A 17,423-nucleotide genomic window follows, 5' to 3' on the forward strand; every position below is an offset into this window, starting at 1 on the left:
GCGCATGGAGAAGCCCCGGACGAAAGCCGAACTCGAAGCCCTGCTCGCGGGCAAAGACGCCTCCATTGCGCGTCGCCTCGACACCCTCAAGAGCGAGGTGGGTTCGGCCGGACACTCGGTGAAGAAGGTGCTCCGGCATCCGCTGCTGGCCGTCGGCGCGACGCTCACGGGCGGGCTTGCCGTAGGCTGGCTCCTCGGCGGCAAGCGCCGCCGGAAGGCGAAGGAGCAGGGCGAGAGCACGCTCGCCCGGGATTTCTATGAGATCGTGGCGAAAGACGCGGAGCGCCTGATGCGCCGGGGCCTCGCGCCGCGCGACGCCCTGCGTGAGGCGCTTCGGGCGCGCGCCCCCCTCGTGCTCGACCGCGGAGCCGACGAACAGCCGGGGCTCTTGCGCTCGCTCGTCTCCACGGCGGGCCGCATGTTCATCTCCATCGCGCTTCATAACGCCATGGAATCGGCGGTCGCGAAGTTCATGGGGGAGACGGGCGACGCCGACGCCGAGGCCGAGCGGGCTACGAAAGCTCCGTGAAGCTCCCGGCATCGTTTGTGCCCGAAAAACAGGATTGATAACTTGTCTTTCAAGGATCGCCCCCGGTAGGATGGCGGGGCCTCGATGAAAGCAAAGATATTTTCGATTATGCGAATAGCCTTGTTTGGCCCGCCGGGGGTAGGGAAAGGAACCCAGGCGCATCTGCTCTCGGAACGACGCGGTCTCCGACACATCTCGACCGGAGTGATGCTTCGTCAGGCCATGGCGGAGGGCACGCCGCTCGGGCGGGAAGCCGCCTCCTACGTCAATGACGGTAAACTGGTGCCCGGCCAGGTCGTCCGCAAACTCGCCGAAGCGGCCATTGCCGAGACGGGCTATGACGACTTCGTCCTCGACGGCTACCCGCGCACCGTCGAGCAGGCGCAGTGGCTCAACGAATTCCTGGAGGCGCACGAGGCCCCGCTCCATGCGGTCATCAGCATCGTGGTCCCCGACGAGGTCATCGTGGACCGGCTCTCGAAGCGCCGCGTCGACCGCGTCACCGGCGAAAATTACCATCTCGACTTCAAGCCCCCGCCGCCGGACCTCGACCCCGACCGCATCTTTCAGCGCCCCGACGACCGGCCCGAGGCCATCCGCAAACGGCTCGAGGTCTATCGCGCCGAGACGCTCCCCGTCGAGGAGATTTACGAGAACTGCGGCAAGCTCTACCGTGTGGACGGCGTGGGGACGATGGAGGAGGTGTACCGGCGCATCGAAGCCGTTCTCGAAAAAGTGTCCGGACCGGTCGAGTCGGGGCGCGTCCGGCCATGAGCGAACCCGTGACGTTGCCCTCCGCCGAGATCGATCACGGGGCGCGCGTGGCGGCCCTGCGCGACCGCGTCGACGCGGCCCTTGCGGCGCTGGAGATGGGTGCGGAGCCGCCGGAACTGTATGAGCCGGTGCGCTACGTGCTGGCCGGCGGCGGCAAGCGACTGCGCCCCGTGCTCCTGCTCCTCGCCGCCGAGATCTACGGCGCTGAGGTTGCGCGTGCGATGCCCGCCGCCCTCGCCGTCGAGGTGTTCCACAACTTCACGCTCGTCCACGACGACATCATGGACCACGCCGCAACCCGACGCGGGCGGGCCACGGTCCACGAGCGCTGGGATGAAGGCACGGCCATCCTCTGCGGCGATTACCTCATGGCGCTGGCCTACGACCTCCTGGCGCAGACCCGGACGCCGAGGTTCTCCGAGATGCACCGCGCGTTTCACCGCATGGTCGTCCGGCTGTGCGAGGGACAGGCCCTCGACGAAGCCTTCGAGACACGGGCCGAACTCACCGTCGCAGATTACCTCGACATGATCGACCGAAAAACCGGCGCGCTCCTCGAAGCCGTTCTCGACCTCGGCGCGCTCGTCGGCGATGCGCCGGAGACCGACCGAGCGGTCCTTCGGGCCGTGGGCCGGAACGTGGGCCGCGCCTTTCAGATACAGGACGACCTCCTCGACCTTACGGCCGACCATCAGGACTGGGGGAAGGTCATCGGCGGCGACCTCATGGAAGGGAAAAAGACGTACCTCCTTCTGCGCGCCCTCGAACGCGCCGAAGGCGAGGAACACGCGTGGTTCCGGCGGATCGTCGAGGCCGGCGGCTTGCCCGAAGGCGAGGTAGACGAGGCCCGCGCGCGCATGGAGCGCCTCGGCGTGCTCGACGACGCCCGCGCGGCGGTCCTGCGACACTCCGCCGACTCGCTGGAACGCCTGCAGACGCTCCCGCGCTCCCCCGCGCGCGAGACCCTGCACTGGCTCATCGACCGGATGCGGGCGCGGTTGCATTAGGGCGCATCCGAACGCGCGCATCGGGGGCGCATCTCCGTCGTCTTCCCCGACAATCCCCGGGCTTCCCCGCAGAGGCACTTCCTTTCGGCTGCCTCGATGTCTTATCTTGACGGCGGCGCCCCCTCCAAATATCTCCAACCAATCGAACACGCTCGGATGATCGTCTGCGAAGTCACCGTCACCAACCGCGCCGGGCTCCACACCCGCCCCGCCTCCATGATCGTGCGGACCGCGTCGAAGTTCGAATCCGATTTTTTCATCCAGAAAGACGGGTATGAGATCAACGGGAAAAGCATCATCGGGGTGATGACCCTCGCCGCCGAACAGGGGGCGAAGCTGACGCTCGTGTTTGAGGGCAAGGACGAGAAAGAAGCCTGTGAGGCGATGAAAGAGTTGTTTGAAAAAGGGTTCGGGGAAGTAAAATGAAAAGGCGCGCGCAAGCGTCGCGGCGAACTATGGATACTCAGTCGAAGGCAGGCATGGAGCAGCGGGCGCGCACAGCGACGCCGGAGATCACCCTCCAGAAGGAGGCGGAGGGGCTGCACGCGTCCCATGCCGAGGCGCGTGAGGGCGAACTCGTGCTCGATGGCATCGGCGTCTCGCCGGGGATCGCCATCGGGCCGGCGTATCTGTATGCCCGCGACACCTTCGAAGTGGAAGAGCGGCTCCTGTCCGACGACGAGGTGGAGGAGGAACTCGAACGCTTCGAAAAGGCCGTCGCCCGCAGCGAGCGCGACCTGAACAAGATCATCCTCGTCACCCGAGAAAAACTCGGCGAGGACAGCGCGGACATCTTCGAAGCGCAACTGCTCATGCTCCGCGACGAGGCGCTCTACAACGCCGTCGAGGAATACATCCGCCGCGAGAAGCGCAACGCCGACTATGCCGTGAAGGTGGTCATGGACAAGCACCGGCGGCAGATGGAGGCCAGCGGCAGCGAATACCTCCGCGAGCGCGCCAATGATCTGCTCGACATCGAGGAGCGCATCATCCGTCATCTGCTCCGAGGCAAAATCCTCTCGGCCATTGCCCGGGATTCCATCGTGGTCGCCGAGAACCTGACCGCCGCCGACGTGGTGCTTTTCAGCCGCCGGGGCATCCTCGGTTGCGCGCTCGACTTCGGCGGGCCCACGTCGCACGTCTCCATCATGGCGCGGGCGCTCGGGGTGCCGGCCGTCGTCAGCCTCCACAGCGTCACCAGAGACGTTGCCTCCGGCGATCAGATCGTCCTCGACGGCATTCGCGGGCGCGTCGTCATCCGTCCGACCGAGCAAACCCTCGCTGAATACCGCATCAGCCGGGAACGGTATCGACGGCTCATCCAGGAAGAGAAACAGCTCGTTCCGCTCCCGGCCGAGACGCTCGACGGCCATTGCCTTCATCTGCACGCCAACCTCGAATTGAATGAAGAGCTTGGTCAGTTGCAAGAGTACGGGGCGGAGGGCATCGGACTGGTGCGTACGGAAATCCTCTTTCTCGTGCGGGGCAGCACCGAGATCTCGGAAGAGAGCCAGTACGAGGTCTACCGGAAGATCGTCGAGGCGATGAATCCGGGCGTGACGACGTTCCGCGTGTTCGACCTCGGCGGCGACAAGCTCCTTCCGATGGCCCACCGGGAGCACAACCCGTTCCTCGGCTGGCGGGGCATCCGCGTATTGCTCGACCGCCCGGAGCTGCTTCGCCCGCAGCTTCGCGCCATCCTTCGGGCCGGGGCGCATGGCCCGTTGCGCATCCTGCTTCCGATGGTGACCAACATCAATGAACTGCGGACCTTCCGCACACACCTCATCGATGTCGAGCGCGAACTTCTGGAGAAAGGCGTTGAGATCCTCGCCAACCCGCCCGTCGGCGTGATGGTGGAGGTGCCGTCGGTCGCCCTGCAGGCAGATCCTTTTGCGCGCGAGTCCGACTTTTTCTCCATCGGCACGAACGATCTGACTCAGTACGTGCTCGCCGTGGATCGGGGCAACGACCTTGTGGCCGATCTGTACGAGGAGCTTCATCCGGCGGTGCTCATGCTGATCCGCCGCACGGTCGACGCCGCGCACCGACACGGCATTCCGGTGGGGTTGTGCGGTGAACTGGCCTCCAATCCCCGCGCCGTCCCGATCCTCGTGGGTCTCGGCATCGACGAACTGAGCGCCTCTCCGGTCTTCCTGCCCGGCATCAAACGCGTCATCCGCGCCATGAAGAAGACCGAGGGGGAAATGCTGGCGCGCATGGCGCTCGAAGCCCTGACGGCGGACGAGGTCCGAGAAAAGCTCGACCACTGGCTCGGCGAGCACGCCTGCGGCTTCACGTACTTCTTCGAGGGCAATCCGCGGCCGGGCGAGAAATAAGCTGGAAGGGTGATCTTTACCTCTCTGACGTTTGTCCGATACCGTAGGCGCATGCGTGGGAGGTCGCACGATAGATTTATGATCCATGGGGCGGGAGCCGTGCGATTTCCCGGGCGGTCGTTCACAGATTGGTGCGCATCGACGCAAACGCGGAGAAAGATTTATGGCTGGATATGCTTTTCCGGAATCACTCGTAGAGACGGCATGGGTAGAAGCGCATCTCTACGATCCCGACGTCCGTCTGATTGAAGTCGATGTGGACGTCACTTCGTACGTGCGCGGACATCTTCCGGGCGCCATCGCCTGGGACTGGAGCGCCGATCTGTCAGACCCCGTTCGGAGAGACATTCTTTCAAAGGCGGGTTTTGAGCGCTTGATGGGCGCCTCCGGCATCACCCGCGACACGCGCGTCATTCTGTATGGCGATCAGAGCAACTGGTTTGCGGCGTGGGCGCTGTGGCAGATGAAGATCTACGGTCATGAGCGTGTCTCTTTGATGAATGGGGGGACGCGGAAGTGGATCGCAGAGGGGCGTCCGCTCACGAAGGACGTGCCCCCGCGCCCCCCCGTCCGGTACACGGCCCGGGACGCCGACGTTTCCCTGCGCGCCCTGCTCAAAGAGGTGCAGGCGGCCTCCGAGTCGGGAAGCGCGACGCTCGTCGACGTGCGGACGCCGGAGGAGTTCTCCGGCAAGGTTCTCGCGCCGCTCGGCTTGCCGGAGACGTGCCAGCGCGGCGGACACATCCCCAACGCTCACAACGTGCCCTGGAGTGAGGTCTGTCATGAAGACGGAACCTTTAAAGACGCCGACGAACTCCGGGCGCTTTTAACACAAAAAGGCATCCCGCTGGATCGCCCGGCCATTGCCTATTGCCGAATCGGAGAACGCTCCGCCCACATGTGGTTCGTGCTCAAATATCTGGTGGGCATTTCGGAGGTGAAGCATTATGACGGCTCGTGGACCGAATGGGGCAATCTCGTCGGGGCCCCCATCGATCGGGAGAAGTTCCGCCACGTCCCGCATGCCCAGCCGAAAGTCGTGGCGGCCCGGGCGGCGTTTCAGCAGGTCGTCCCCGGCGACGGCCGGACGAAAAATTACACGCGACGACAGGACATCCTGGCGGGCTGGCCGGTGGAGATCGTCTCCTATGAGATGGGAGATCATCATTATTGCGACATATACAGCGTCTCGCCGGGCAACCGGCTGGGCGGCGGCGTCGGGACGAGCGCGCGCGAGGCCCGGGCGAAAGCCCGGGATCAGGCCTGGGAGCAACTCAGTGACCTCGGCAGGCGTCTCTCGGTCATGCTTGCCAATTTTCAGGATGCCTTTCTGGTCGTGGATGAGAACTGGAAACTGACCTATCTGAACGAGAAAAGCATCGCTCTGCTCGGGCAGAGCTATTCCGAGAGTCTGGGTCTCGATCTGTGGGATGCGTTGCCGGAATTCGCCGATAAACTACGGGAGCCCTTGACGCAAGCCCTCCGGGGTGACGGAAGGACAGATTTTGAAGTCTGTCTCCCGTCGAAAGAGCGATGGTTCAACGTTCGCACCTCTCCGGCGGGGGAGGGGCTGGCGATCTACCTGATCGACATCTCCGAGCGGAAGCAGGCGCAGACCAGGTTGGCCGTCATGAACCGGAAGCTCGAGGCCGAACTCCTCGAACGCAAACGCATCGAGCGCGATCTTCGAAAGGCCAAGCAGGAAGCCGAGGAGATGTCGCGGCTCAAATCGGCCTTCCTGAGCAACATGACCCACGAGATCCGCACGCCTCTGGCCGGCATTCTGGGGATCACGGCTATTCTTTCCGAAGAGATCTCGGACGAACTCCGAGAGTTCATCCACCTGATCGATAACAGCGGCAAGCGGCTTCTCGACACGCTCAACTCGGTGCTGGACCTCTCCCTGATCGAGTCCGGAAGCGTATCGCTCAACAAGGAGCCGGTGCGTGTGCTGGAGGTTGTGCAAGACAAGCTGGTTTTCCTGGAGCCGTTGGCTCATCGTAAAGGTCTCACGCTGGCGCTCGGGGAGGTCAGTGACGTCGAGGCCCTGCTCGACTACTCGGCGCTCGATCGCATCCTGAACCATCTCATCGGCAACGCGATCAAGTTTACGAGCGAGGGGGGGGTGAAACTGGATGTTTGCCCCGTAGCGGACCGGGTCCACATTCGCGTGCGGGACACCGGCATCGGCATCGGGCCGGAATTTCTGGCACACATGTTTGAGGCGTTCAAGCAGGAGAGCACGGGCATGGACCGCTCCTATGAGGGCAGCGGGCTGGGGCTGGCCATCGTCAAGCACCTCGTCGAACGGATGGACGGCACGATCACCGTGGAGACCACCCCCGGCAAGGGGACCGTGTTCACCGTTGCGTTCCCGCGCGTGCCGGAGAAGCGCTCGAAGCGCAAGGCGCGCCTCCGCTCGGTCTTCGGCACGAACCGGGAGCGCGACTCGGCGGGCTGAACCCGGATGCGCCGAGCCCGCCCGCGCGCCCTTCGTCCTTGCGCCGCCGTTCATCGGCGAAGCCCGCCCGGCGAGGGGCGTTTTTGGACGGAGCACCTCGGTTTGCCTTGGCTAAGGTGATCATTCCTCTTACCTTGTTCGACGGCGATCCCGAGGCGTTCGTGTTCGGTAAGGGACCGGGAGCGGAGGGAGGTCGCGGCAGGACGGGAAGGGCGCCCGGCGATACCGGGGGAGAGACGCGCCGCCGTCCCGTCGAGCAATGCGTTTCCACACATCGTCCGCGCTGCGTTATGGGATCACGACAGCTCTTCGGCCTGTTCATCGTCGCGCTGAGCCTGGCGGTCGTCGCGCCCGCGCACGGGCAATACGGCTATCACTTCGGGCGCAACAAGATTCAGTACGAGGATTTCGACTGGGAAGTGCTTCAGACCGAACACTTCGACGTCTATTTTTATCCGCAGATGCAGGCCCTGGCGCGGCAGGGAGCGTTCTTCGCCGAGGAAGTCTATAAGGAATTGCAAAACCGGTTCAACTTCTCGCTGAACCATCGCACGCCGATCATCTTCTATTCGTCCAACCTGCACTTCAAACAGACGAACACCACGCCGGGCTTCATCCCGGACGGCGTCGGCGGGTTCTTCGAGTTCCTCAAGGGTCGCGTCGTCATCCCCGCCAACGGCAACATCCATCAGTTCCGGAAAGTCATCCGGCACGAACTCGTCCACGTCTTCACGTTCAACAAAATCCTCCGCGTGCTCCGGGATCACCGGAGGCCGCCGGATCGGTTCGTGCCGCTATGGTTCACCGAGGGGCTGGCCGAGTACTGGTCGGGGCCGCCCGATCATCAGCACGAGATGGTCATCCGGGACGCGCTCTTTGCCAACTATCTCGTCCCGCTCGAAGACATGTTCCGCATCTACGGGACCTTCGTCATGTACAAGGAGGGCGAGTCTATTTTCCGGTTCATCTCCGAGGTCTACGGCGAGGAGAAGATCCTCCGGCTCATCGACAACATCTGGATGGATCACGACTTCTCGAAGGTGATGGCCTACACCTTGAAGGAGAACTTCCACGTCATCTCGAAGAAATGGCAGGACTGGCTCAAGGAGCAATATTATCCGGCGCTCGAGGACGTCGAGATTCCGTCGATCATCGCCGGGGGGATCGCGGCGGAGGGCTTCAACGCCAAGCCCGAGTTTTTCCGGTTCGAAGACGGAACCCGGAAGGTCTATTTCGTCGGGAATCGCACGGGGTACACGAACGTGTATGCGACGCCGGTCGATTCCCTGTACCGGCCCGTCGGCGATCCGGAGGTGGTGGTGCGGGGAGAGCGCAACGACCGCTTCGAGGCGTTTCATCTGCTCGAAAGCCGCATCAGCGTCTCGGCCGACGGCAAGCTTGCCTTCGTGACGCAGAGCGGCGGGCGCGACGTCGTGCACGTCTACGACCTCGTGCGCGACCGGCTGCTCCAAACGTATGCCTTCGACGACCTCGTGGCCATCTATTCGCCTTCGTGGAGCCCGGACGGATCGAAGCTCGTCTTCTCCTCCATCGACCGGAGCGGCTACAGTGATCTGTACGTCTACCACGTGGCGCGCGACGCCCTGCAGCGGCTCACCGACGACGCCTATGACGAGCGCGACCCGGCGTGGGGACCCGACGGCAAGCGTATCGCTTTCTCTTCGGATCGCACCTCGGAAGGCCGCTTCGGCTTTTACAACCTGTTCACCTATGACCTCGACACGGGGCAGGTGCGCTATGTGACCTTCGGCAAGCGCCGGGACTTCTCGCCGCGCTGGAGCCCGGACGGCGCCCACCTCGTCTTCACGAGCACCCGCCTCGACAGCACGGGGCACTTCGGTCCGATCGACCTCTGGGTGGCGGACATGACGCCGACCCTCGGCGAGACCCCCGCCGTCGCTTCGACGTCCGCGCCGGTGGACGAGGCGGCGCTTCGGCCCTCGACCTCCCGCACCCTCCGACGCCTGACGAGCCTCTCGACCGCCGCCTTCGACCCCGTATGGACCGAAGACGGGCGCATCGTCTTTACGAGCTTCGAGGGGCTGAGCTTTACCATCCGGAACCTCGCCGGCGTCGACTCGCTTATCGCCTCCCCGAAGGAGGTCGAGGACGTGGACCTCGCGCAGACCGGAGAGACGTGGGCCTTCGCCCACCTCGACGTCGGCGTCAACGGCGTCAAAACCGTTCCCTACAAGAAACGTTACAAGCTCGACCTCGCGCAGGGCGTCGTCAGCCAGAGCCCGGTGCTCGGCACGACCGGAGGCGCGGTGCTGGCCTTCTCGGACATGCTCGGCGACGACCACCTCTTTCTCACCCTGCTCAACACCGGAACCACGCAACGCGATTTCCTCCGGAGTCTGAGCTTCTCCGTGGCCCGCTTTCAACTCCACCGCCGGGCCAACATCGGATACGGCCTCTATCGCTTCAGCGGACGCCGGTACGACATCACCGACCCCGACGCGCCCGCCGAATTCCCATTCGTCTACGAGACGATCTATGGCGGCTTCGGCTCGATCAGCTATCCCCTCTCGAAGTTTCGCCGCGTCGAGTTCAGCACCTCGATGAACTGGGACCACAAGGAGATCGACGTGAGAAACATCGACCGGGACGCGCTTTTGCTCTCGAACGCCGTCTCCCTCGTGCACGACAATGCTCTCTATTACATGAACGGCCCCATCGACGGGTGGCGCGGCCGGCTGACGCTCGCCTATACGACCGACGTGCTCTATTCGAACGTGAGCTATTTCAGCGTCATCGCCGACGTGCGGCACTATCTCCGGCTCGGCTCGCAGGTGACCTTCGCCTCGTGGTTCATGGGGCGCATCAACCAGGGACGCGAGGCGCGGCTCTTCGTCCTCGGCGGGAGCTGGGACCTGCGCGGCTTTCCCTTCCTCGACGTGCGGGGCTCGAAGATGTGGTTCACCTCACAGGAACTCCGCTTCCCGATCGTGAACGCGCCCTCGATCCTTCTGCCGATCCTCGAACCGTTCGGCATCCGAAGCCTGCGCGGGGCGCTCTTCTTCGACGCCGCACACGCCTGGAACGACGGCTACAACGACAAGATACCCGCGATCTTCGCCGGCGAGACGCTCGGCTCGGCCGGCATCGGCTTCCGGCTGAACCTCTTCGGAGGCCTCGTGCTTCGATACGACATCGGCTATCGCTATCGGGATGGCTTCAAGGTGCGGGAGAAAAAGTTCAAACAGTTTTTCTTCGGATTCGATTTTTAGAACGGTGCGCAGCGTGAGAATGCATACGAACGGCTCGGGCAGGCATCGGGACGGACGGGGGCGGCTCCGGCTCGCCGCGCTCGCGCTGGCGCTCGGCCTCGCCGGATGCACCGTGCTTCGGCTGGAACACGCGAAGGTGGTGGATGCGGACGACTGGCTCACGGAAGGGGACTCGCCCCGCCGGGAAAACCGGGCCGACGTGACGCTGGATCCGCCGCTCGAAGAGGCGTGGACCGTGAATGCCGGCGCGGGCTTCGGTCCGGTCTCGCCCTTGATCCTCGGCGAGACCGTGCTCGCGGCAACGCGGAAGGGCGAGGTCGTCGCGATGCACCGGAGCGACGGGAAGAAGCTGGGGACCCAGGGCTTCGGCGACGTGATCGAAGGGTCTCCGGTCATCGCCGGAGGGGTGCTCTTCGTGCCCGTGGCCTGGGGGAAGCAGACGCTCCGCGCGTACGATCTCGTCGCGGCCAAAGAGCGGTGGGCGCGCCGAGACCTGCCGCCCATCGAGGCGGGCTTGCTCCTGCTCGACGACGTCCTCATCGCCGTGGACGTCGAGAGCAAGGCGCACGCCGTCGCCGTCAAAACGGGGGAAGAGCTCTGGTCGGCCACGCTCGATGAGCGCGCTTCCGTCCTCGCCACGCCGGTGGTGAGCCGGGCCGGACACGTCCTCGTGGCCGACGACCGGGGGCGCGTGGCGGCGCTGCGCCCGGAGGACGGCGCGCCGGTGTGGACGCGCGACCTCGACGCGCCCGTGGAGGCGACGCCGACGACGGACGGGCATACGCTCTTCCTGGCCACCACCCGCGCGCGCCTCTTTGCCCTCGACGCCGACCGGGGCGCCGTGCGCTGGGTCTTCGAGGTCCCCGACCCGACGGTGCGCCTGGCCGCCCCCGCCATCTCCGGCGACGACCTCGTCTTCGGCGGCTCCGACGGCGTGCTCCGCGCCCTCGACCCCGCCACCGGCGCGCTCCGGTGGACGTTCGAAGCGCCGGACGCGATCACGGCGCCTCCGCTCATCACCCGAAATACCGTGTACGTCGGGACGATGGGGCGGTGGCTCTATGCCGTGGATCGGAGCACGGGCGAAAAGCGGTGGGAGCACCGCCTCAAGGGACGGGTCAAGTCGCCCATGGCCGCCCGTGACGGCATCCTCGTAGTGCTCACCGAGCCGCACGAGGTCTACCTCTTCCGCCCCGCAAAGAAGGCCCTGGCGGCGGGAAAATGAGCAGCCCTTCGATCTTTTTCGCCTGAAAACACCCCGCAAAGAACGATCGTAGTTTGTCACCCAGCCCGGGACTCCCCATGCGTCGAGCGTCAACGATCCTCCTTCTGTTCCTCTCGTTCGGGACGAGCGTGAGCTTCGGGCAGTCCGGCGCCGTGCTCCAGCTCGAGACGAACGACCCGCACGCGATGGTTTTTGCGGACTCGGTGTGGCTCGGTCCGGCTTCGAAGGCCGTCTTCGTGCTCCCGGAGGGCGCCCGTGTGCTCCGCCTCGTGCCCCCGGCGGTGGACGCATGGAGCATCGAGACGGTCCATGCTCCGCTCGGCGCCCTCGCACCCGGCGACACGCTCGCGCTCCGACTGTCGTTCCCCTACTATTATCGCGTCGAGTCCATCCCCTTCGGCGCTTCCGTGTACTTCGTCTCCGAGCAGGGGCGGGTAACGCTCGGCCAGACGCCGCTGACCTATCGCTCGGACGACCCGCTGACCGGCGAGCTCCTCATCGAAAAGCCGGGGTACGAGACTGCCCGCGTCGAAGCCGGAGCGAAGGTGTGGAACCGATACGTCTTTGCCCTCGCGCCCGTCGCGCCGTCTTCGCGCGAGGACGCTTCGCCCGAGCTCTCGTGGCGGCCGCCGAAGCCTCGGCGCGCGTGGATCGACTACGTCGCCGTCGGGACGGCGGTGGCGGCCGGCGCGCTGGCCGTGCATTTCAAGACGAAGGCCGATCATCGCTTCGATCGCTATCGGGAGACCGGCGACCCGTCGCTCCGTCCCACCATCGAGCGCTTCGACACGTACTCCGGCATTGCGCTGGGCGTCAGTCAGGTCGGTCTCGGGGTCTTCGCCATCCGGCTGATTTTCCGGTGAACGATGCTTCGCCGCCGGAGAAGGCTTGTGCGTTTCGCAAGGCGGCGCTCCGATGCGCCCTTCCGGGGTAATATTTTTCGAACGAAGGACGCGTTCGCGGTTTCGTTCTTCGGGGCGGACGTTTACCTTGCCCGGTAAAGGTCCACCTCACGAAGAACGGTCACGCCCCATGTCGCTCAAAGAAAAGCTTGCCGAAGACCTGAAGGCCGCCATGCGGTCCCGGGATGCCGTCCGTCTGCGCACCATCCGATCGCTCCGGGCGGCGCTCATGGAGCGGGAGATCGCCGAGCGAAGCGGCGGAGCAGCCGTGCTGACGGAGGAGCAGGAGCTTGCCGTCGTGCAAAAACAGGCCAAACAGCGGCGGGACGCCCTCGAACAGTATGAACAGGCGGGGCGTGAGGACCTCGCCGCGAAGGAGCGGGAAGAACTGGAGGTCTTGAAGGACTACCTGCCCCGGCAACTCGACGAGGGGGAGGTCCGTACGGTCGTGCAGCGGGTCATTGCCGAGACGGGCGCGTCCTCGCCCCGGGATATGGGCAAGGTGATGGGCCTCGCCATGAAACAGCTTCGCGGGAAAGCCGACGGGCGCATGGTGCAGGCGGTGGCACGCGAGTTGCTTTCGGAGAAAGCGGGCTGAAGCCCCGCGCGATCGCTCCCTTCCATCCTCTTTGAGACGTCATGAACATCCTCGACCTCGTGATCCTCTTCGCCCTCGCCGCAGGCGTCGTGCATGGCTTCTCGACGGGACTGATCCGGCAGGTCGCGAGCATCGTCGGGCTGGCGCTGGCATTCATCCTCGCGGTTCAACTGATGGGGACGGTGGGGCAGATGGCCTCGAACAGCCTCGGACTCTCGGAAAACGTCGGGCCGCTGGTGGGTTTCGTGCTCGTCTTCCTGGCGGTGCAGGTGGCCGTCTTTGCGCTGGCGAAAATGGCCGAAGGGCTCATCGGCGCACTCCGCCTCTCGACGGTGAACCGGGCCCTCGGCGGCGCGCTCGGTGCGCTCAAGGCCGCGCTCGCGCTGAGCGTCCTTTTCCTCGTGCTCAGCTACGCCGATCTTCCGGGCGAAGAGCTCGCGCGCGACTCCACGTTGTACGTGCCCGTGGCCGGAGTCCTGCCGCAGACGTGGGACTACGTCTCGGAGAGGTTTCCGAAGGTGGAACGGCTCTCGGACCGGTTCGGGCAGCGCCTCCGCACGGCGATTCCCGACGGTATGCCGTAAGCGCCTCGATGCGCGCTCAAGGCGTCCCGAATTTGGTGTCGATCCGGATGCCGCACTGCTTGAGGAAACCCGTCGGGAGCACGCCGCCCGCGAAGATGAACACGTAATCGTTCGGCAACGCGTGGACGCCGCCGTTCCGATAGCGCACCTCGTCGGGACGAATCTCGAGCAGGGTCGTCTTCCACAGCACTTCGATTTTCTTTTGTGCGACCGCTTCCTCGATGCGCTGCAGGTTGTCCGGTTTGATGCGTGAGAAGTGGTCGCGCCGGTAAGAGATCGCGACGTCGTTTCCGGGCTGATCGGCGAGGGCGAGCGCGGCCTCCACGGCGGAATCGCCGCCGCCGACGACGACGATGCGGTCGCCCTGATAGGCTTCCGGCTCGCGCAGGGCATAGGCGACCTTCGGCAGGTCTTCGCCCGGGATCCCTAGTTTGCGCGGCACGCCCCGCCTTCCGATGGCGAGCACCACGCGCCGGGTCTTGTACAGGCCGCGGTCGGAAGTGACGAGGAAGCAGGCGTCTTCGGTCGGCAAGAGTTCCGTGACCGTCTCGCCGGTCTGTACTTCGAGGCCGGATTGTGCGATGATGTCCTGCCACAATGCGATCAGGTCCTCTTTCAGAATCTCTCTGCGCCTGATCACCCCGTAGCCGGGAACGTTCAGCGGCCGGGTCATGACCAGTTTTTTGCGCGGGTAATACCGCACCGTTCCGCCTACGTCTTCTTTCTCGAGCGTGCGGAAGCGAAGGCCGTGGTGCAGGCAGGCGAGCGAGGCCGAGAGTCCCGCCGGTCCACAGCCGACGATGAGCACGTCGAGCGCGTCGTCCGGGGTGGGGCGTTTCTCTCGAACGATGCCGTCGATGCACTGACGTCCCTGCTCGAATGCATTGCGAATCAGCCCCATCCCGCCGAGCTCGCCGATGATGTAGATGCCGGGCACGTTGGTTTCGAAGTTTTCCCGTATGCGGGGGATCTCGACGCCGCGTTTCTCGGTGCCGAAGACGAGCTGGATGGCTTCGACGGGGCACGAGCGCTCACACAGCCCGTGGCCGATGCACCGGGCGGGGCTGATCGGTCGCGCCTGCCCGCTCAGCAGGCCGAGAACGTCTTTCTCCGGGCACGCCTGCACGCAGTTGCCGATGCCGATGCACGTGTTGGGATCGACGATGGGGTGCAGGGTTGCCGGTTCGTTCAGTCCGTACTTGTGCGCCACCGCCTCGGCTTCTCGGGCGGCATGCTCCATCCGTTTCTTCTTGAGATAGAACGGGAGCATGGCCGCCGCGAACAGCCCCGCGCCAAGGATCCATATGATGAGCACGTCGATATCCATCACAAACGCATCCAGAGGCTGGTGTACAGGCTGGTGCTCGTGAGGTTTTTTCCGAACTGGGTTCGGGCCTGAATGCCGGCGAAAAAACGCTGGTAGAGCGGAAAATTGAGCGAGAGCGTGATCGTGTGCGAGGACAGCCGGGTGGTTCCGGAGTCGTTCCGGTAGCGCGAGAAGAGCAGGCGTGAACGCAGGCGTCCGAACGTGCGGCTGAGGCCGCCGGAGACGTACAGGGTAGCGGCGGAATCCCGGCTCCAATAGCTGGCAGAGGCGCTTACGCCCAGCCCCAGCAGCCCGATGCGCGCGAGGTTGAGGTAGGAGGAGTAGGTGTAGTTGGGCGAGGCGCCCCGAACGCGGTTGCCGCTCACGTTCAGTCCCATCGTGCCGCCGGAGAACGTTATCATCAGTCCCAGGTTGCCCTGGTCACGGCGGAGGCCGAAGGGGTTCCCTGTGCGCGTCGGCACGTACGGTCGGCGGAGAAAATACCGCCCCGTGGCGAGGAGGTGGCGCGTGATCGGGATCGAAGCGCGGAGCTGCAGACGGCTGATCTCCCATGCGCCGGTCGTCGGGTGGCGGTCCACCTGCAGGTTCTGGCTCAGCCGCAAGCGATCCCATCGAAACGATTGTGACCAGCCGAAAAAAGTGTGGGTGTCGTAGTCGTTTTGAGGGCGCACCTGGTGGAACGAAGTCTCGGCCTCATAGCGCACGGCGCCTTTTCGATATTGATAATCCAGGAAAACAGTGGCTTTCGGACGTTCCGAGGAGAATTGTTCATCGGCGCGAACCGGCTCGAAACCGGCGGCAAAACCACCCCCGAATCCATCCTCTCCGAATCGAACGAGGAGGCCGTCCCAGTATCCGCTAAAGTTCTCGAAAGGATCGTAGAAGCGCCCGGCCTTGAACCGAACCGCGTCGTACGCGCGCTCGATGCTGGCCTGATAGATCCGAAACGAACGGAGATTGCCCACCGTGCTATTGACGCTCGAACGCTGGGAGACGCGCGTGTTGACGTTGACGCGAAGTCCGCCCGGCAGATTGGAAATCGAGGCCCGGAGGCCGGCCGTCGGCGTCAGGAAGGTGCGGTCGCGGGAGACGAGGCTGTTGGCCTGATAGCGCGTCGAGGATCGCAGGGTGTTCATCTCCATGAAGAGCCGCCCGTTGATCCGGACGCGCCGCCGGGACGCCGGCCGCCTTCGCCTCGAAGCCGTCGTTCGGGACATGATGGAGGTGCGAGCCTCCTGGGCCGATGTTTCGCCTGCCTCGGTTTTCGCCTCGGGCCGAAGCGTTCTGTGGGGGGTGAAAATGATGACGAACGTCTCACCACGCGTGACGGGGAAAGAGGCCCCGGCAAAGGTGACGACCGACTTCGCTCGAGAACTGCTGATCACCCGCCAGAAGCCTGCTTGCCCGGTCTCAAGCATCACCTGGAGCGTGTCTCCCGGCGCAAGTCCTTCTCCGGTCCCCGCATCGAGGTATACATTGGGGCCGGCAATGTACTGGACCGTCACGTTCACGCGCTTCTCCTGGCCGTATGTGGCCGTGCAGAGCACACAACCAAGCGCGATCAACATAAGGCGTCGTTTCATGGATGTCTCCTCCCCATCATTAATCCTTCCCGTCCGGATGGCATGCGTAACACTGTAGACTGTCGTACACGTAGCCTCTGACCTCCCGGTGCTCATCGTCCATTTTGGACCGGTTGTGCTCGTGGCACGTCAGACACGAAAAGACCTGATAATCGTTGGAATCCGTATGGCACGTCTGACAGCTATCCCATTTATTTTTGTGCTTGCCGGAAAAGATGGGGAAATAGTCGCTGTCGTGGTTGAAATCGGCGTCCCATGAGTCGGTGGAGTGGCAGGTGGGGCAGGTGGTGGGGAAACCCGAGCCGGCGTGCTCGCGGTCGTAGTCGCTCTGGTGGCAGGCGACGCAGTCGTTCTCGTCGGCAGGGTCGAAGAGCAGGTCGAGTCCCGGCAGGGCGTGGCAGCTCTCGCAGGCGAGCGGGGCGTGTGCACCGACGAGGTCGAAGCCGTTCGAGGCGGCGGCGTGGTCGAAGTCCTCGGCGTCCCAGGAGTCGGTGGAGTGGCAGGTGAGGCAGGTGGTGGGGAAGCCCGATCCGGCGTGCTCGCGGTCGTAGTCGCTCTGGTGGCAGGCGACGCAATTATCCGGATCCGTAGTCGGGAAGATGGGCTCCAGACCAGGCATGAGGTGACAGCTCGAACATTGCGTTTCCGCGTGCGCACCGACGAGGTCGAAGCCGTTCGAGGCGACGGCGTGATCGAAATCGGCTCCAATCCATCCAAGCGTGGTGTGGCACTGTTCGCAGTCGGTGGGGAAGCCCAGCGCCCGGTGGTCGATCGACTGCGCGCCGTCATAGTCCGCTTCATGACAGGCGATGCAGGCCGTGTCCATGAGCGTGAAGGCGCCGC

Annotated in this window: 13 protein-coding genes and 1 pseudogene; 11 read left to right on the forward strand and 3 right to left on the reverse strand. The window is 64.6% G+C overall.

What is annotated here, in order from left to right; translation table 11 throughout:
- The first annotated feature begins 4 nt into the window (after positions 1 to 4).
- The 11 genes from AC1HIY_RS17390 (at position 5) to AC1HIY_RS17440 (ending at position 13,670) form a co-directional block, all read left to right on the forward strand.
- Complete coding sequence (locus AC1HIY_RS17390; RefSeq protein ID WP_479578068.1) at positions 5 to 529, forward strand: hypothetical protein; 525 nt, start codon at positions 5 to 7, stop codon at positions 527 to 529.
- A 108-nt stretch (positions 530 to 637) separates the two neighbouring features.
- A complete protein-coding gene (locus tag AC1HIY_RS17395) occupies positions 638 to 1,303 on the forward strand; it encodes an adenylate kinase (RefSeq protein ID WP_479578069.1) in 666 nt (221 codons plus the stop codon).
- On the forward strand, positions 1,300 to 2,310 hold the full coding sequence (locus AC1HIY_RS17400; protein WP_479578070.1) for a polyprenyl synthetase family protein: 1,011 nt from the start codon (positions 1,300 to 1,302) through the stop codon (positions 2,308 to 2,310). The genes AC1HIY_RS17395 and AC1HIY_RS17400 overlap by 4 nt, the downstream gene beginning before the upstream one ends.
- A 156-nt stretch (positions 2,311 to 2,466) precedes the next feature.
- Positions 2,467 to 2,736 (forward strand): HPr family phosphocarrier protein, encoded by a 270-nt coding sequence (locus AC1HIY_RS17405; RefSeq protein ID WP_479578071.1) that lies wholly within the window; start codon positions 2,467 to 2,469, stop codon positions 2,734 to 2,736.
- Positions 2,737 to 2,765: 29 nt separating this feature from the next.
- Positions 2,766 to 4,649, forward strand: coding sequence for a phosphoenolpyruvate--protein phosphotransferase (gene ptsP, locus AC1HIY_RS17410; protein WP_479578072.1), 1,884 nt, complete (start codon positions 2,766 to 2,768; stop codon positions 4,647 to 4,649).
- Between the two features lie 163 nt (positions 4,650 to 4,812).
- Positions 4,813 to 7,110 carry a rhodanese-like domain-containing protein gene (locus AC1HIY_RS17415; RefSeq protein WP_479578073.1) on the forward strand — a complete coding sequence of 766 codons (2,298 nt, stop codon included), beginning with the start codon at positions 4,813 to 4,815 and terminating at the stop codon, positions 7,108 to 7,110.
- 290 nt (positions 7,111 to 7,400) lie between these two features.
- Positions 7,401 to 10,361, forward strand: a complete 2,961-nt coding sequence (locus tag AC1HIY_RS17420; protein ID WP_479578074.1) for a BamA/TamA family outer membrane protein — start codon at positions 7,401 to 7,403, stop codon at positions 10,359 to 10,361.
- 19 nt (positions 10,362 to 10,380) lie between these two features.
- Positions 10,381 to 11,586 (forward strand): PQQ-binding-like beta-propeller repeat protein, encoded by a 1,206-nt coding sequence (locus AC1HIY_RS17425; RefSeq protein ID WP_479578075.1) that lies wholly within the window; start codon positions 10,381 to 10,383, stop codon positions 11,584 to 11,586.
- A 77-nt stretch (positions 11,587 to 11,663) separates the two neighbouring features.
- Entirely contained in the window at positions 11,664 to 12,449 is a 786-nt protein-coding gene (locus AC1HIY_RS17430; RefSeq protein ID WP_479578076.1) for a PEGA domain-containing protein, read from the forward strand.
- A gap of 169 nt (positions 12,450 to 12,618) precedes the next feature.
- Positions 12,619 to 13,086, forward strand: coding sequence for a GatB/YqeY domain-containing protein (locus AC1HIY_RS17435; protein ID WP_479578077.1), 468 nt, complete (start codon positions 12,619 to 12,621; stop codon positions 13,084 to 13,086).
- 41 nt (positions 13,087 to 13,127) lie between these two features.
- Positions 13,128 to 13,670, forward strand: coding sequence for a CvpA family protein (locus tag AC1HIY_RS17440; protein ID WP_479578078.1), 543 nt, complete (start codon positions 13,128 to 13,130; stop codon positions 13,668 to 13,670).
- 16 nt (positions 13,671 to 13,686) lie between these two features.
- Here the strand turns inward: AC1HIY_RS17440 and AC1HIY_RS17445 are convergent, their stop codons facing one another.
- The 3 genes and pseudogenes from AC1HIY_RS17445 to AC1HIY_RS17455 all read right to left on the reverse strand — a co-directional run.
- Positions 13,687 to 14,997 (reverse strand): NAD(P)-binding domain-containing protein, encoded by a 1,311-nt coding sequence (locus AC1HIY_RS17445; RefSeq protein WP_479578080.1) that lies wholly within the window; start codon positions 14,995 to 14,997, stop codon positions 13,687 to 13,689.
- Complete coding sequence (locus tag AC1HIY_RS17450; RefSeq protein WP_479578079.1) at positions 14,997 to 16,580, reverse strand: hypothetical protein; 1,584 nt, start codon at positions 16,578 to 16,580, stop codon at positions 14,997 to 14,999. The genes AC1HIY_RS17445 and AC1HIY_RS17450 overlap by 1 nt, the downstream gene beginning before the upstream one ends.
- Before the next feature lie 19 nt (positions 16,581 to 16,599).
- Positions 16,600 to 17,423 (reverse strand): annotated as a pseudogene (locus tag AC1HIY_RS17455) (hypothetical protein); the annotation flags it as partial.

The sequence above is a fragment of the Rhodocaloribacter sp. genome (assembly GCF_056451265.1).

What these genes read in the sequence shown, in the direction of transcription:
- AC1HIY_RS17390 (WP_479578068.1), top strand. Translation starts at nt 5, where the DNA reads ATGGAGAAGCCCCGGACGAAAGCCGAACTCGAAGCCCTGCTCGCGGGC.
- AC1HIY_RS17395 (WP_479578069.1), top strand. Translation starts at nt 638, where the DNA reads ATGCGAATAGCCTTGTTTGGCCCGCCGGGGGTAGGGAAAGGAACCCAG.
- AC1HIY_RS17400 (WP_479578070.1), top strand. Translation starts at nt 1,300, where the DNA reads ATGAGCGAACCCGTGACGTTGCCCTCCGCCGAGATCGATCACGGGGCG.
- AC1HIY_RS17405 (WP_479578071.1), top strand. Translation starts at nt 2,467, where the DNA reads ATGATCGTCTGCGAAGTCACCGTCACCAACCGCGCCGGGCTCCACACC.
- ptsP (WP_479578072.1), top strand. Translation starts at nt 2,766, where the DNA reads ATGGATACTCAGTCGAAGGCAGGCATGGAGCAGCGGGCGCGCACAGCG.
- AC1HIY_RS17415 (WP_479578073.1), top strand. Translation starts at nt 4,813, where the DNA reads ATGGCTGGATATGCTTTTCCGGAATCACTCGTAGAGACGGCATGGGTA.
- AC1HIY_RS17420 (WP_479578074.1), top strand. Translation starts at nt 7,401, where the DNA reads ATGGGATCACGACAGCTCTTCGGCCTGTTCATCGTCGCGCTGAGCCTG.
- AC1HIY_RS17425 (WP_479578075.1), top strand. Translation starts at nt 10,381, where the DNA reads ATGCATACGAACGGCTCGGGCAGGCATCGGGACGGACGGGGGCGGCTC.
- AC1HIY_RS17430 (WP_479578076.1), top strand. Translation starts at nt 11,664, where the DNA reads ATGCGTCGAGCGTCAACGATCCTCCTTCTGTTCCTCTCGTTCGGGACG.
- AC1HIY_RS17435 (WP_479578077.1), top strand. Translation starts at nt 12,619, where the DNA reads ATGTCGCTCAAAGAAAAGCTTGCCGAAGACCTGAAGGCCGCCATGCGG.
- AC1HIY_RS17440 (WP_479578078.1), top strand. Translation starts at nt 13,128, where the DNA reads ATGAACATCCTCGACCTCGTGATCCTCTTCGCCCTCGCCGCAGGCGTC.
- AC1HIY_RS17445 (WP_479578080.1), bottom strand. Translation starts at nt 14,997, where the DNA reads ATGGATATCGACGTGCTCATCATATGGATCCTTGGCGCGGGGCTGTTC.
- AC1HIY_RS17450 (WP_479578079.1), bottom strand. Translation starts at nt 16,580, where the DNA reads ATGAAACGACGCCTTATGTTGATCGCGCTTGGTTGTGTGCTCTGCACG.